The 14,333-nt window shown below is 68.2% G+C and carries 11 protein-coding genes and 2 pseudogenes; 4 read left to right on the forward strand and 9 right to left on the reverse strand.

What is annotated here, in order from left to right:
* Positions 1-61 precede the first annotated feature (61 nt).
* From HUN08_RS17575 to HUN08_RS17590, 4 genes are all read left to right on the forward strand, one after another.
* Positions 62-1,231, forward strand: coding sequence for a beta-propeller fold lactonase family protein (locus tag HUN08_RS17575; protein WP_124247581.1), 1,170 nt, complete (start codon positions 62-64; stop codon positions 1,229-1,231).
* A 145-nt stretch (positions 1,232-1,376) separates the two neighbouring features.
* Positions 1,377-3,008, forward strand: coding sequence for a sigma-54-dependent Fis family transcriptional regulator (locus HUN08_RS17580; protein ID WP_124247580.1), 1,632 nt, complete (start codon positions 1,377-1,379; stop codon positions 3,006-3,008).
* Positions 3,009-3,018: 10 nt separating this feature from the next.
* The gene (locus tag HUN08_RS17585) at positions 3,019-3,354 is read left to right on the forward strand and encodes a DUF4286 family protein (RefSeq protein WP_124247579.1); all 336 of its coding nucleotides are present in this window, start codon (positions 3,019-3,021) and stop codon (positions 3,352-3,354) included.
* Between the two features lie 8 nt (positions 3,355-3,362).
* Positions 3,363-4,784, forward strand: coding sequence for an MmgE/PrpD family protein (locus tag HUN08_RS17590; RefSeq protein WP_124247578.1), 1,422 nt, complete (start codon positions 3,363-3,365; stop codon positions 4,782-4,784).
* A 75-nt stretch (positions 4,785-4,859) separates the two neighbouring features.
* Here HUN08_RS17590 and HUN08_RS17595 read toward each other — a convergent pair.
* The 9 genes and pseudogenes from HUN08_RS17595 to HUN08_RS17630 all read right to left on the reverse strand — a co-directional run.
* Positions 4,860-5,048: pseudogene (locus HUN08_RS17595) on the reverse strand (alcohol dehydrogenase catalytic domain-containing protein); the annotation flags it as partial.
* Between the two features lie 17 nt (positions 5,049-5,065).
* On the reverse strand, positions 5,066-6,484 hold the full coding sequence (locus HUN08_RS17600; RefSeq protein ID WP_124247576.1) for an MmgE/PrpD family protein: 1,419 nt from the start codon (positions 6,482-6,484) through the stop codon (positions 5,066-5,068).
* Between the two features lie 86 nt (positions 6,485-6,570).
* The gene (locus tag HUN08_RS18575) at positions 6,571-6,930 is read right to left on the reverse strand and encodes a nitroreductase family protein (RefSeq protein ID WP_367649952.1); all 360 of its coding nucleotides are present in this window, start codon (positions 6,928-6,930) and stop codon (positions 6,571-6,573) included.
* A 133-nt stretch (positions 6,931-7,063) separates the two neighbouring features.
* A pseudogene (locus HUN08_RS18580) lies at positions 7,064-7,258 on the reverse strand (nitroreductase family protein); the annotation flags it as partial.
* Between the two features lie 5 nt (positions 7,259-7,263).
* A complete protein-coding gene (locus HUN08_RS17610) occupies positions 7,264-8,790 on the reverse strand; it encodes a sugar ABC transporter ATP-binding protein (protein ID WP_301546792.1) in 1,527 nt (508 codons plus the stop codon).
* A 14-nt stretch (positions 8,791-8,804) separates the two neighbouring features.
* Positions 8,805-9,914, reverse strand: a complete 1,110-nt coding sequence (locus tag HUN08_RS17615; RefSeq protein WP_124247574.1) for a hypothetical protein — start codon at positions 9,912-9,914, stop codon at positions 8,805-8,807.
* Positions 9,911-12,115 (reverse strand): SMP-30/gluconolactonase/LRE family protein, encoded by a 2,205-nt coding sequence (locus HUN08_RS17620; RefSeq protein ID WP_124247573.1) that lies wholly within the window; start codon positions 12,113-12,115, stop codon positions 9,911-9,913. Before HUN08_RS17620 ends, HUN08_RS17615 begins: the two co-directional genes overlap by 4 nt.
* A gap of 15 nt (positions 12,116-12,130) precedes the next feature.
* A complete protein-coding gene (locus tag HUN08_RS17625; RefSeq protein WP_124247572.1) occupies positions 12,131-13,210 on the reverse strand; it encodes a substrate-binding domain-containing protein in 1,080 nt (359 codons plus the stop codon).
* Between the two features lie 79 nt (positions 13,211-13,289).
* Positions 13,290-14,321: an ABC transporter permease gene (locus HUN08_RS17630; protein ID WP_124247571.1), complete on the reverse strand. Its 1,032-nt coding sequence runs from the start codon at positions 14,319-14,321 to the stop codon at positions 13,290-13,292.
* Positions 14,322-14,333 lie beyond the last annotated feature (12 nt).

Raw genomic sequence — 14,333 nt, forward strand, 5'->3', positions numbered from 1 at the left:
CGCAGAATCATCACACTGGCCTATCCCTGTGACCTGGCCAACACTCAAATCGGAGGTTGCTTTGTCTCTCGCACTGTCCCCGTCACCGACGCGTCCCGGCCGCCCGCTGCCGCTGACCCGTCGCGTCGCCGCCATCGCCGCGGCCGCGGTCACCACTGTCGGCGCCCTCGTCGGCGCCTCGCAGTCCACCGCCGACGCGGCCCCGACTTCCTCGGGCCCGCAGTTCATGCTGGTCGGCGGCACCGGCTCGCCCAACGTGTCGGTGCTGCGCATCGACGGTCCGCGAATCACCAAGGTCAGCGGCCCGATGTACACCGGCGCCGGGTTCTCGATGGGCGTGATCCCCACGCCGGACGGGCGCTACGTCTACATCTCGGGCACCTCGTCGGGCACCATCAAGGGCTACCGGATGCACCGCAACGGCACGCTGTCCGCGCTGCCCGGCGTGTTCAAGAGCCCCGGGCCGGTGACCAGTATGGACATCTCCCCGGACAGCAAGCACCTGTTCGCGACGGTCGGAACGGTGGGCACCACCATCCAGACCTACGCGATCGGCGACAACGGCAGTCTGCGCCTGACACACGGCAAGGACCTGCCCGGTGTGGCCTCCGGGCTGTCGATCCCCCAGGTCACCCCGAACGGCAAATTCCTCGTCGCCTCCTCCTTCATCCAGGGGTCGCTGGACTCCTTCCGGGTGGGACCGACCGGGGCGCTCACCCGCGTGTCGAACCAATACTTCAGCGGGATCGGCCCGACCATGCCGGAGGTGACGCCCAACAACAAGTTCGTCTACGTCACCGCGGAGCAGACCCACAGCATCGCGGGTTTCCGCATCACGCCGCAGGGCGCGTTGGTCCCGCTCGGCTTCTCATTCGCCGGCCTGATTCCGCACGGCATGGCGATCCACCCGAACAGCAGGTGGATGTATTTCCCGACGACCGGCGGCCTGGGCATCGGAGCGCGCCGCATCCTACCCAACGGCACCCTCGCGCCGTTGCCCGGAGGCAACCAGCCGTCGCCCGCCGGACACGCACCCGGCCTGGTGCGGATCAGTCCCGACGGGAATTGGCTCTACAACATCGACACGCTCTCGGTCAGCGGCAGTACGCACGTCACCGCCTACCGCGTGCTGCCCAACGGGGCGCTACGACAGGCCAGCGGTCCGGTGGACGCGGGCGTGCGCTTCTCCGACGGCGACAGCGCGAATATCGTCTCCCCGCCTGCCGGCTGATCAAGCCCTGGTAGTCCAGCGGTCACCGGCGGCTGGCTGATTTGGATATATTGTGCGCGATTTCACAGCTAGTCTGTAGCGTGACAAGCATCCGATCGGTCATCCGCCGGTGATCGACGCAATCAGCAAGCTTCAGGTGAAGACCATGACCGTTCAACAGCACATATCCCTGCTCGTCGAATCCCCGAAGGAGTTCGGGTCGGCCGAGTCCTTCCGCCACCCCGAGATCGTGGCGTCGTGGAACCGGTCCAGGGTGTACGGCCTGGAGCGAGCCGCCGCACCACGGCTGGTCGAGTCCCCACTCGGGCGGCGGACCTCGTTGGAGAAGGCCGCCGGCCCGCTCCTCGACCGGCTGCGCACCGAGTTCGACGGGGCGCCGATGACCGTCACGCTGGCCGACACCCAGGGCCGCATCCTCGACGTGCGCGCCACCGACGACCTGGTCGAGGGAGCGGTGGCGTCGATGGGAATCCGGCGCGGCATCAGCCTGGCCGAAGACCTCGTCGGCACCAACTCGATCGGGACGATCCTGGAGACGCGGACCCCGCTGATGCTGCGCGGCACCGATCACTTCATGGAGGCGTTCTCCGGCTTCACCTGTTTCGGCCACCCGGTCTTCCACCCGGTCACCCGACGACTCGAGGGCGTCCTCAACGTCGGCGGCAGCAGCGCGGGCGACGACCGCTTCTTCCAGCCCATCGCACGGCGCCTGATCGCCGATATCGAGAACCAACTCGCCGTCGACTCCCCCTTTGCCCAGCAGACACTGCTCACCGCCTTCCACGCCAATTCGCATCGCCATCGCGGACCGGTCATGGTGATCGGCGAGGGCCTGGTCCTGGCCAATCCGGAGGCGTTGGACCTCCTCGACCCGGTCGCGCAGGCGGCGGTGCGCTCGATCGCCGCGGGTGTGGCGGAGGCCGGCGAGCACAGCGTGCTACTCGAATCCGGGTCCCGACTGCGGTTCACCTGCACCCCGGTGGCGGGCACCAGCGGCGTCCTGGTCCACTTCGCCGCCCTCGAGACCGCGTCGGGCGGCGCCGCCGACGCGGACGGGGAGCCGAATTGGCCGGTCCTCATCTGCGGCGAGGCCGGTACCGGAAGAACAACCGAGGCCGTCCGCCTGGCCGGATCCGGCTACGCCGTCCTCGACGCCGCGGACGTGGTGTCCCGTGGGGACCGCGACTGGGTGCGCGGCGCCGAGCGCGAGCTGGGCCGCGACGGAGGCGTGCTGATCATCGAGAACGTCGACCTCCTCGATCCCTCGCTGGCCATGCTGCTGGCCAAGCGGATCCACCGGTCGCGGCGGCGCATCGTCCTCACCGCAACCGACGCGCCGGAGAACCTCAGCCCCTGTCTGCTCGGCGCCTCCCAGACGCGCCAGACCCTGATCCCCCTGCGCCGCCGACGCCAGGACGTTCCCGCGATCGCCACCCGGATGCTCGCCGAGGAATCCGGCGGCGCACAGGTCCGGCTCACGACGGCCGCACTGCGCGCGCTCGCCGACTGCTCGTGGAGCGGCAACCTCCAGGAACTGCGCCGGGTCGTCCGGACGCTGGCGCGCACGCGCTCGGCCGGCGACATCACGCCCGCCGATTTCCCCGACGCCTATCGCCACCGGGAGGCCGCCCTCCCGCCGTTGCAACGGGCCGAGCGCGACGTCATCATCGGTGCGATCCGCGCCGCGGACGGCAACAAGATGGCCGCCGCCCGCGCCCTGGGCGTGAGTCGCTCGACCCTCTACAACCGCCTACGCGCCCTGAAGATCGCTATCTAGGAGACAAACAATGCTGTTCACCTACGTCGTGTTCACCAACCCGACCACTCCAGAGGACGAGGACGAGTTCAATCGCTGGTACGACGACCAGCACATTCCCGATCTCCTGCGCATCCTCGGCATCGAGAGCGCGCAGCGGTTTCGTCTGACCGAACAGCAGCGCGGTGCGGGCCCGTACCCCTACAAGTACCTCTGCCTCTACCACTGCGATGCCACCGAACCCAACGTCATCACCAACGCCATTCAAGAGCGCTACAACACCGCGGAAATGCCCATCAGTGAGACTCTGCATGCCGACCGATGGGCGAACTACTTCGAACCGCTCAGCGACCTGCGTGAAAGTTAGTGGCTCCCGTGACGCTCATCGACACGCTGGCCGGCTTCGCCGGTGAGACCTCCTACGAATCGCTCCCCGGCCCGGTGGTCACCGAGGCCAAACGGTTGATCCTCGACTCCCTCGGCTGCGCCGTGGCCGCGGTCGACCATCCGAAGGGCGCGGCCGGCATCGCCTACGGGCAGACGCTCGGCGGCGGCTCGGTCGAGGCGACGATCATCGGAACACCCCACCGCGGCAGCGCGCTGGGCGCAGGGTTCGCCAACGGCGAGTTGATCAACGCCCTGGACTTCGACGCGATCCTGCCGCCCGGACATGTGGTGCCGTACGTGCTGCCCGGGGCGCTAGCCGTCGCCGAGGCAGAGCGCTCGGCAGGCACCGAGCTGATCGTCGCCGTCGCCGTCGCCCACGAGATGAGCAACCGCTTCGGTAAAGCGATGGACTATCACCGCGAGGTGACCGAGGACGGGCAGATCCACACCGCCCGCGTGCTCGGGTTCAGCTCAACGATCTTCGGCGCGACCGCCGCCGTCGCGCGCCTGCGCGGGAGCGGCCGGGCGACGACGACCGACGCGCTAGCACTCGCGCCGACGATCGCACCCCCGAACACCATGCGCTCATGGTTCGCCCACACACCGTCGACGACGTTCAAGTACCTGATGGCCGGCGCGCTGGTCCAGTCCGCGTTCTGCGCCCACGATATGGCCGCCCTCGGGCACCGCGGTGATCACCATGTACTCGACGATGCGGACCACGGCTACGCCGCCTTCATCGCCTCGGGGCGGTGGGAGCCCTGCGCAATCACCTCCGACCTCGGGACCCGGTGGGGCTTTCCGGCGGAGCAGGCCTACAAGCCGTACCCCCATTGCCGCGTCCTGCACGGCCTGCTCGACCTGGTGACCGCCGTCGCCGATGAACACAATCTGGCACCCGCGCAGATCGACAAGATCGAGGCCTGGGGGGAGGCGTGGGTCGAACACCCGATTTGGGAGAACCGCAGCATCGACCACCCCGTCGACGCCCAGTTCAGCATCGGCCACGGGCTGGCACTCGGTGCGCACCGGGTCCCGCCCGGTCCGCAGTGGCAACGCAACGAGACCGTGCAGTCCGAATCGGTCCTGGCACTGATGGACCGGGTCGAGTTCCACCCGCATCCGGAGTGGGCCGTGCAGTACCGTAAGGACCACTCCCAACGCCCGTCGAAGGTGACCATCACCGCGCGCGGCCAGCAGTTCACCGCCGAAGGACGCGTCCCCAAGGGCAGTCCCTCGGCCGACCCGGCAACGACAATGTCCTGGGATGAGCTGGTCGACAAGTTCGCCGTCAACTGCGCTGGACGACTCTCCGGCCGGCAGGTCGACCGGACGGTCGAGCTGGTCGCAAACCTTGAGAACCTAGACCACGCCGACACTCTCATGGCCGAGGTAGCGGCGCGAACCTAGTCGTGGACGATGATCCCGCGGATGACCTTGTCGTCGGCGACGCCGACGGTGACCAGCGCCTGGTCAGCACCCTCACCCCTCGTGGCCGGCGATGATCGGGAAGCGCGGAATGATGAAGCCGTCGATCAGGTGCCAATCGGAGTGACAGAGCCCCGACGTGACGTATTTGATGTGGACCTCGTTCTGCCCCGGTTCGTCGAAGTCGAGTTCGACGATCTCGAACTCCTTGACGCCTTCATCAAGGACGGTGGCTCGCGTGGTCATTCCCGTCTTGCGGACTCCTATCGGGGCGCCAGCAGCTCGAGGATCGTCGCGACGTTGTCGACGCCGGTCAGGGCGTACGCCGCGTCGACGACCGTCTTGCGCTCGGTCTCGGCGACCACCCCGTCGACGTTGTGGCTGAACTTCGCGATCAGTTGCTCGTCGGTCATGTAGGTCTCCGGGTCCTTCGACGGCGAGCCCTTGGGGTAGGCGCGCTCGCCGGTGAAGACCTTGCCGTGGGCGCGGACCTCCACCTTCGACACACGGGCGGCCGGGTCCTTGGCCAGGGCGGCGGCGTGATCCGGGTGCGGCTCGAAGTGACTGCGCTCGGTCAGCGCGAGCACCGAGGGGCGCAGCACGGCCTCGAGCGTCTGCCAATCCTTGCCCGGCGGGATGCGGTGCGCGGCCATAGCCAGGCCGTGGGTCATGGAGAACTGCGCGTCGCGCGGGTTGGTGATGTTTTCGTTCAGCCAATTCGGCTGCAGGACGAAGCTCTCGCCCCACGCGGTGATCGATTCGATGTCCTCGGGCGCGAGGTCCTGCTCGTCGACGATCTCGGTGAGCGCGTCGAAGATGGCGTGCATGACGCGGCAGTGCGGGTAGGGCTTGAACGACTGGAACGGCGTGAAGGTCCACTTCTGCCCGAGTCCGTCGGTGATCGGCGCCGGTTCCCACCGCGAGGTGCCGATGAAGCGCGGCCACCCGAACTCCCGGTCGTCGAGGAGTTGCCGGTCCCCGGTGTGGCCGAGTTCGGCGAGGCTGGCCGCGGTCAGCGCGGTGAAGGCCATCTGTCCGGCCAGCTGGTACTTGATCGTGGTCGAGGGGGCGTGCATCATCCAGGATCGCTGGAAGTTCACCGGCGACGAGCAGCCGGCGATCCCCAGCGCGTCGGCCATCGTCTCCGCGTCGAATCCCTTGATCTTGCCGACCGCGGCGGTCGCCCCGAACAGGGTGCTGGCGTAGCCGATGACCTTCGGGATGACGACGACGCCGTCCTTGATGTCGCGCAGGTAGTCGGTGCACTTGCCGATCCGGTAGGACATCTCGTGTCCGATGGCCAGCGCCTCGAGCAGGGTGGCGCCGGAGGCGCCGGTGGCCTCGGCGAGCGCGAGGGCCCCCGGCACGACGTAGGGGGTGACGTGGCCGGGGGGCAGCACGGCGTCCTGGTCGAGGGCGTTGACGAGTTCGGCGTTGGCGAAGGCGGCGCCGAGGTGCGAGACCTTCTCGCGGGTGCCGATCACCGACGATTCGGGGGTGCCGGCACCGATGACCCGGCCGTGGGCGACACCGCGCTGGGCGCCCTCGTCGTCGAGCGAGGCCACCGCGCACCCGAGGGTGTCGAGGAGGATGCGCTGCGACTCGTGTACGACGTCGTCGGGTAGGTCCGTCGCCGTTACCTCGACGGCGAACCGCGCCAATTGCTCGATCAGGGTGGTCATGGTGAAACCTCGCTCCACATTCTCAATGTTCTCTACATAATATATTTTTGATACCCGCATGGGTACCGCTTGTTGCCTCGAGGGCGCTATCCGTCGACGAAGCGGACCACGTCGCCCACCGACGCGCGTGAGGTGCGATAGCCGTTCGCCGGATGCCCCTCGTCGGAGTAGCCGAAGGAGATCCCCATCAGGATCTTGCGGTCGGCCGGGATGTCGAAATACTCCCGCAGGAACGGGCTCTGCATGGCGAGTGCCGCCTGCGGGATCGCGGCGATGCCCCGACTCTCCGCCGCGTACAGGAAGGTCGCGGCGTAGAGGCCCGCGTCCACCGCGCCGTACACCCGCTGCTCGGCGTCGGTCGTGATCAACGCCAGATGCGGGGCGCCGAAGAACCGGAAGTTCTCCGCGGCCTGCGCCGCCGAGGCCATCCGGTCGCCGCGCCGCACCCCGACCGCCTCGTACAGCTGCCAGCCGGGCTTCGCGCCGCCGCTCCCGGTACACCCCGGTGTATTGCTCGGGACCGTCGAACTCCAACTCCTCCGGCGACCCGGCCAGCACGTGCGCGTACAGGGCGTCGCGCAGCCGATCGGTCGCCGCACCGCTGGTGAGGATCACCTCCCACGGCTGGGTGTTGCACCACGACGGGGCGCGCTGGGCGGACTCGAGCAGCTCCACGATCTCGTCGCGCGGCACCTGCTCGGCGGTGAACGCCCGACAGCTGTGTCGCTGCTGCAACAGGCGGTCGAAGGCGTCCACCCGATCTGATTCGGCCACGTCGGTCAATGTACCGCCGCGAACATCAATCGGTCCTCGGTCGCCTCGTCCGGGGCGAACTCGGCCGCCACCGTCCCGTTCTTCACCACCAGCACCCGGTCGGACAACGCCTGGATTTCGGGGATGTAGGAGGAGATGACGATGACCGCGACCCCGCTGTCGGCCAGCTCGCGCAGCTTGGCGTGGATCTCCGGGATGGTGCCCAGGTCGACGCCGCGCGTCGGCTCGTCGATGATCGCGACGAGCGGCTGACGGGTCAGCCCCTTGGCCAACACGACCTTCTGCTGGTTGCCGCCGGAGAGTTCCTCGACGGTCGCCTTCGACGGCTCCAGGGTGCGCACGTCGAACTGCTTCACGTACTTGTCGGCGACCTGACCGCGCTCGCGCGGCCGGATCATCGGCGGCAACCACTTCGCCGAGCACAGATGCCCGAGGTAGATGTTCTGCGAGATGGACAGGTGGCTGAAGAATCCGGCCGCCTTGCGGTCCTCGGTGATGTAGACGATCCCGGCCTTGCGGGCGTGCCGCGGCGTGCGGAACCGGACCTCCTTGCCCATCAGCCGCGTCTTGCCGCCGCGCAGTCGTCGCCGCTTGGTGATGCCGGCGATGATCTGCGAGACCTCGCTGCGCCCGGCGCCGACCAGCCCGTACAGGCCGACGATCTCCCCGGCATACGCCGAGAACGCCATGTTGCGGACCACCGGCAACAGGGTCAGATCCTCCACCTGGAGTGCGGGCAGGGCGTCGCGCTCGCGGTTCGGCAGGACCCGGCCCATCTCGACGGTGCGGCCGACCATCATGCGCACGATCGTCTCGTGGTCGAAGTCGGCCTTCTCCACGGTGCCCTGGGCGACGCCGTCGCGCAGCACCGTGATCCGGTCGGCCTGCTCGAACGCCTCGTCGAGCATGTGGGTGATGAAGATGACCCCGATCCCGCGGCGCCGCAGGCTCTGCATCGACATGAACAGCTGCAGCCGCTCCTCCGGGGTCACCGAGGCCGTCGGCTCGTCGAGGATGACGACCTTCGCCTCGCGGTGCACGGCGCGCGCGATCTCCACCATCTGCTTCTGCCCGATGCCGAGCGTGCCGGCAACGGCGTCGGGACGGATGTGGAAGTTATGCGATTCGAGCAGTTCGCGGGCCTTCACGTTGAGCTTGCCGAGGTTGTTGAACACGTCCTCGTCGCCGAGGAACAGGTTCTGGGCCACGGTCATCGTGTCGACCAGCGACCCCTCCTGATAGACCATCGCGACGCCCGCCTCGGTGGAGTCGCGCGGCGCGGTGAAGTTCCGCTCCTGGCCCTCCACCAGCAGCTTTCCGCTGTCGTGCGAGATGGCGCCGGAGATGATCTTCACCAGGGTGGACTTGCCCGCGCCGTTCTCGCCGACGAGGGCGTGGATCTCGCCGGGCAGCACGTCGAAGCTGACGTCGCTGAGCGCGTAGGTGCCGCCGTACCGTTTGCTGACCTCGTGCAGGGCGATGACCGGGGTGCCGGTCTTCGCGGTGGGTTCTGCGGTGGATGGTTGTGCCATTGTCCCGTCCTCGTTCATTCGGTCTTGTCGGTGTTCGCGTCGATCTCGACGAGGTTGCCGTAGCCCTGCGCCGCGAGCACGACGACGCCGTCGCGCGCGGTCACCCCGGTCATGCCGTGCCGCGGGCTGTCCACCCGCGAGTGCAGGCTGTCGACGACGCGACCGTCGGGGTCGATCCGGAAGACGATGCCGCAGCTGCGCGCCGGCGCCCAGCTCTTGACCTCGCCCTCCACGCGCAACTGCCCCATCTGCATCGTGTCGGTGAGCGGGTTCTTCACCGCCAGGCGCGGGACGAACCAGTCGTCGGGGCGCACCGTGGCCATCATGTCGGCGACGAATTCGTGCTCGTCGAGCAGCAGTTCGGTCATCCGGTTGCGGACGTAGGGCGCCACCACCCAGATGTCGTCGCCATCGACGCAGATCCGGCCCGGGTACAGCGGCAGGTTCTCGGCCAGCATCGAGCCGGTCGACGCGAGTGCGTGCGGCTCGCGCAGCTCCACCTGGTGCGCCAGGCTCAGCGAGAGCAGGACTGCCCCCGACGGCATGACGGCGACGCCCGAGGGCCAGGCCAACCCGTCGTCGAGCACGCTCGCGTGGCCGCCGGCGACCTCGACGAGCGCCCCGGTGCTGTCGTCGGTCAGCAGGGCGCGCGCCCACTCGTCTGCTCCGTACTTTCGCGAGCCGACGGCGGCGTACAGCTTCCCGTCTCCAGCCGCGGCCAGCGCCGTGACGCAGTCGCGGAGGATCTCGTCGGTACACAGGTCGTCGACGACGCCACCGGCATCACCGCCGGACGGCGCGATCGAGACGATCCCGCGCCCGGACACCGCGGCGACGATCCGGGTGCCGTCCGCGGCGATCGCCGTGATCGGGCTGCCCGCGTCGACGATTCGCCGCACCTGCCCGCCGGCCAACGAGTACACCACGGACCCGACGGTGAACACGAGGTCGCCGGCTGCGTCGCGCAGCACGTCGTCGGGGTGCGTCTCGCGGTCGCCCAGGAGATCCTTCGCGTCGTCGAGACGGGTGTTCAACCGCAGCCCGGCGTCCATCGGGGGGACGGTTCGGTGGTGACCCCAGTTCGGGTTGACCCACTCCTTGAGGGTGTCCAGCATGCCGCTCATCGCGCCGCCTCCGCCGTCTTGGCCGTCGTGGCCGGAGCCACGCCCGGCACGAGGTTGGTATCGATCGTCCCGACCTCGCTGGGGTCGAGTTTCATCTTGCCGATGCGGTTGTTGCTGACCCCGCAGAGGTAGAGGTAGCCGTCGTTCTCCTTGACGCCGGTCACCATCGGGTAGTTCTCGAGGTCCTTGTCCCACAGGGTGGTCAGGATCTCCCCGGAGTCGCTGAACTTGATGACGCACGCGGTGTTGAACTGCGGTGCGATCCAGTTGTCCAGCGGCATCTCCCGCGTCATCCGGCGCCGCACGTCGGGGTAGCGGTTGAGCAGGTCCGACATCTCGGTCCGCAGCGCCACCAGCGGCAGCCAATAGTTGCCGTCCGACGAGCGGCACATGTTGTCCGGGTAGCCCGGGAGGTTCTCCAACACCGGCTCCAACTGACCCTCCTTGGGGCCGGAGATCCAGAGCCGGTCGACCCGCGCGAGGCCGGTCGAGGCGACGAGGATCGACTGCCCGTCGTGGGCGGTGACGATCCCGTTGGGGAACACGTAGTTGTCGATGACGACCTCGGCCTTGCCCTCCGGGTCGATGCGGATGATCCGGCCGTTGTCGCGGAACTCGACCAGCTCCAGTTGGAACTCGGTGGTGTTGTTGCGCGTCGAGAAGTCCGAGCAGTAGATCGAGCCGTCCGGCGCGACGTCGAGGTCGTCGATGGCGCGCAGGCCGGAGTCGTCGATCAACGAGAGCGGGCTGCGCTTGGTCTGGGTGGCGATCACCTCGTAGTTGCCGTCCATGTCGATCCGGTACACGCCGATGCCGCCGACGGCGACGACGAGATTGCCGTCCCGGTCGAATTTGTGGCCACAGGGGAAGCCACCGGTGCGCGAGAAGATCTCGCCCTCGGTGTCCTCGATCCCGCGGAACTTCCACACCCAGCCGCGCTGGTCGCCGCAGTAGACGTTGCCGTCGTTGTCGACCGCGCAGTCCTCCGCGCCGCGGATCTTGCCGAGGCCGAGCGGCGGGGCGACGGTCAGCTTGCTGTTGGGCGTCCACACCGTTCCCGGCGCGGTGACGTCGAGCAACGGGCCCAGCTTCTGCCTGGCCGGGTCGAGCTTGAGCTTCTCCACCGCGCGCTGGCGGTACTTACCCCATTTGAGGTCGAGGATGGTGAAGACCAGCAGTACCGCGGCGAGGACCACCGAGAACAGCGGTCCCTGCGCGCCGACGGTGGCCTGCTGCAGGATCGCGACGACGAAGACGCCGACGGTCGCGCGCAGCACCGAGCCACGGCCACCGGAGAGCGACACCCCGCCGAGCACCACCGCGGTCAGCACGGTGATCTCCCAGCCCGAGCCCAGGTTCGGGTCGGTGCGGGAGTTGATCGTCTGGTAGATGAGGGCCGCGGCGCCGGCGAGGGCACCGGAGAGCACATAGCTCCAGAAGGTGACCTTGGTGACCGGGATGCCGTTGCGCCGGGCCGAGCGGCGGTCCGAACCGGTCGCGGTGACCCACCAGCCCCACCGGGAGCGGGTCAGGCAGACGTGGGCGACGATCAGCACGATCAGGAAGATGAACCAGCAGGTGTGCAGTCCGAGGATGCGCCCGTTGCCGAGGAAGTCCCAGACGGCGCTGGTCTCCCCCTTGCCGCCGATGGTGTTGGCGGTGGCGGTCTGCAGGACGCGGGCCGCACCGCCGAAGGCGACCAGGGTGACCAGGGTCGTGATGAACGGCCGCATCCGCACGATGGCGATGAAGTAGCCGTTGACGGCCCCGAGGAGGCCGCCGACGATCGGCGCGAGGATCGCGACGAGCACCGGCGGCACACCCCAGGAGTGCCAGGCCGCGAGAGATCCGAGCCCGACGAAGGCGACGATGGATCCCACTGACAGGTCGATGCCGCCACCGACCAAAACGATCGTCATTCCGATCGCGATCAATCCGTAGATCGCGACACTGTCCATGATCAGGCCGGCGTTGTCGGCGCCGACGTTGGTCGTCGCGAGAACGTAGATGGAGAGGGCCAGGGCCAGGATCAGTGGCACCGCGCCTTCCATCCAGCGCTTCCCGAACAGTTCGGAGATGTTTCGGTACGGGGCGAAACGGTCGAGGAACCCGCCCCCGGTGAGAGGGAAGGCGTCGATACCGCGCCGCAGCGGCGAACCGCCGCGGCGCAGCGACACCGACCCGTCAGTGGTCGTCGTCATGGTGAACTCGAATCCTTACTTGCTGTGGTAGCAGGCGATCGACGTCGTATCGACGTTTGCCTTGTCCACGAGCGTGTTGGTGGCGAATGCGAAGTTGTGCTGACCGCCCGGCTTGATGCCGCCCAGCAGCAGGTTCTGCATCGCGATCGCGGCCGATGCGCCGATGCCCTGGACGTCGTAGGCGGAGGTCGCCGTGACGGTCCCGGCCTTGATCGCGTCACACGTCTGGTAGTTGGCGTCCAGGGTGTAGGTGCCGACCTCGCCGGGGCGCAGGGTGCCGCGCTGTTCGGCGGTCTTCACCGTCTGGCCGACGGTCACCGCGTTCATGTCGAAGGTCACGACGAAGCCGCAGAGCTTGCTCTGGTGCTGCGCGATCGAGGACTCGGCGGCCTGCTGGGCCGCCGGGTTCTGGAATCCCGAGTGGTTGACGGTGACGTTGAAGCCCTTGGCCGCCGCCGCTTCCTTGACCCCGGCGGCCCACTGGACCGACGCCGGGTCGGTGCCGCTGCCGTCGATGGCGACCAGCTGCCGAGCGTCGGGACGGGCCTGGCAATCGCTCATCGCGCGCTCGGTGACGGCCTTCGCCGCGCTGTAGACGTTGACGCCGATGAAGGCATCGCCCAGCTTGGTGGTCATCATGTTCAGCACGATCGTGTAGATGCCGGCCTTGCGCGCCTGCTCGATCGCGTTGTCCAACAGACCGGCGGCCTGGTTCTGCACGATGATGACGTCGGCCGCCTTGCGGGCGATGAGGTCGTTCATCGTGCTGACCATGCGGTCGGGCGAGAAGTTGGCGTCGTACACCTTGAACTCGGCGCCCGACTCGTTCGCGGTGCGCTCCAGGGTGGTGCCCCAGTTCTCGGTGAGCGGGTAGCCCTTGTAGAGCAGCGGGACGAAGGCGATGCGCTTGCCCTTCAGGTGCTCGTTGATCTGATCGTGGACCTTGAGGACCTCGATCTGACCCGAGTTGAAGACGGCGTCGGAGTTGTTGGCGCTGCCGCCGCCCGACCCGCTTCCGCCCGACGAACAGCCGGCGAGTGCGCCGATCGCGAGGACGGTGGCCGAGGCCGCCGCCAGGGTTTTTCCAAACCGCATGATATTTCTCCTAATCAGTTGCGGATCGATTACTTCTTGCACTGCGTTTGTGGTCGGCCCGGATGGGCTCTCCTCCGACTCAGAGCTCGCCGGACTTCTCGGTTTCCTCGTTGCGCGGGTGCAGCCAGGCGTCGAAGGCGATGGCCGCCAGCAGCACGCCGCCGCGGATGAGGTCTTTGACGGCGTCGGCCAGGCCGAACTTGGTCAGCAGGTTGTCCAGGACGCCGACGAGAAGGGCACCGCAGAGGACGCCGAGGATGGTGCCGCGACCGCCCGAGAGGGAGACACCGCCGATGACGACGACGGTCAGCGCGGTGAACAGGATCGGCGCGAAGGACTGGGTCGCAGTCTGGGCGCTGCCCTGGATGGCGACGGTGACCAGGCCGGCCAGCAGCGCCAGCACCGCGGAGATGACGTAGGTCATCACGACCAGCGGGCGCACCGGCGCGCCGCTCGTGCGGGCCGTCTCCGGGTTGTCGCCCATGGCCCGGACCAGCGCGCCGGGGGAGGTGTAGGAGATGAAGAGCCAGGCCAGGAGGAACACCACGGCGGCGATGTAGATCGGCCGCGGCACCCCGAACCACTCCCCGTTGATCCAGCTGAAGAAGGAGCCGGCCGGGACCGTATACAGGTTGTCGGTGAAGAGCAGCATCGTGATGCCGCCGAGCGCGAGCATGCCGGTCGCGAGGGTGGCGAACAGCGCCGGCACTTCGACGAAGGCGATGAGGACACCGTTGACCACGCCGACGCCGACGGCGATCAGCAGCATCCAGAACACGGCCTGCCACTGGTTCATGCCGTTGTGCATGAGCGCCAGCACGCCCTGGCTGCCGGCGAGGCCGACGCCGGCGATCGAGAGGTCGATCCCCTTGCCGAGGACGACGATCGCCTCGCCGACGGCCATGATGCCGAAGGCTGCGGAGAGGCCGAGGATCGAGGTGATGTTGCCGCGGGTGGCGAAGTTCTCGGTGAGGAGGACGCCGAGGACGGCCAGCACGACGGTGATCGCGAGGACCAGGTAGGCGTGGTTGACCGCGGACACGCGCTGGCGCAACGACGGGCGGGCCGCGGTCGGTCCCGCCGGTACCGGGGTGGCTTCGGTTGTGGTCATGGCAAGCAGTGT

The sequence above is a fragment of the Gordonia sp. X0973 genome (assembly GCF_013348785.1).
In the GTDB taxonomy this organism is placed as follows: domain Bacteria; phylum Actinomycetota; class Actinomycetes; order Mycobacteriales; family Mycobacteriaceae; genus Gordonia.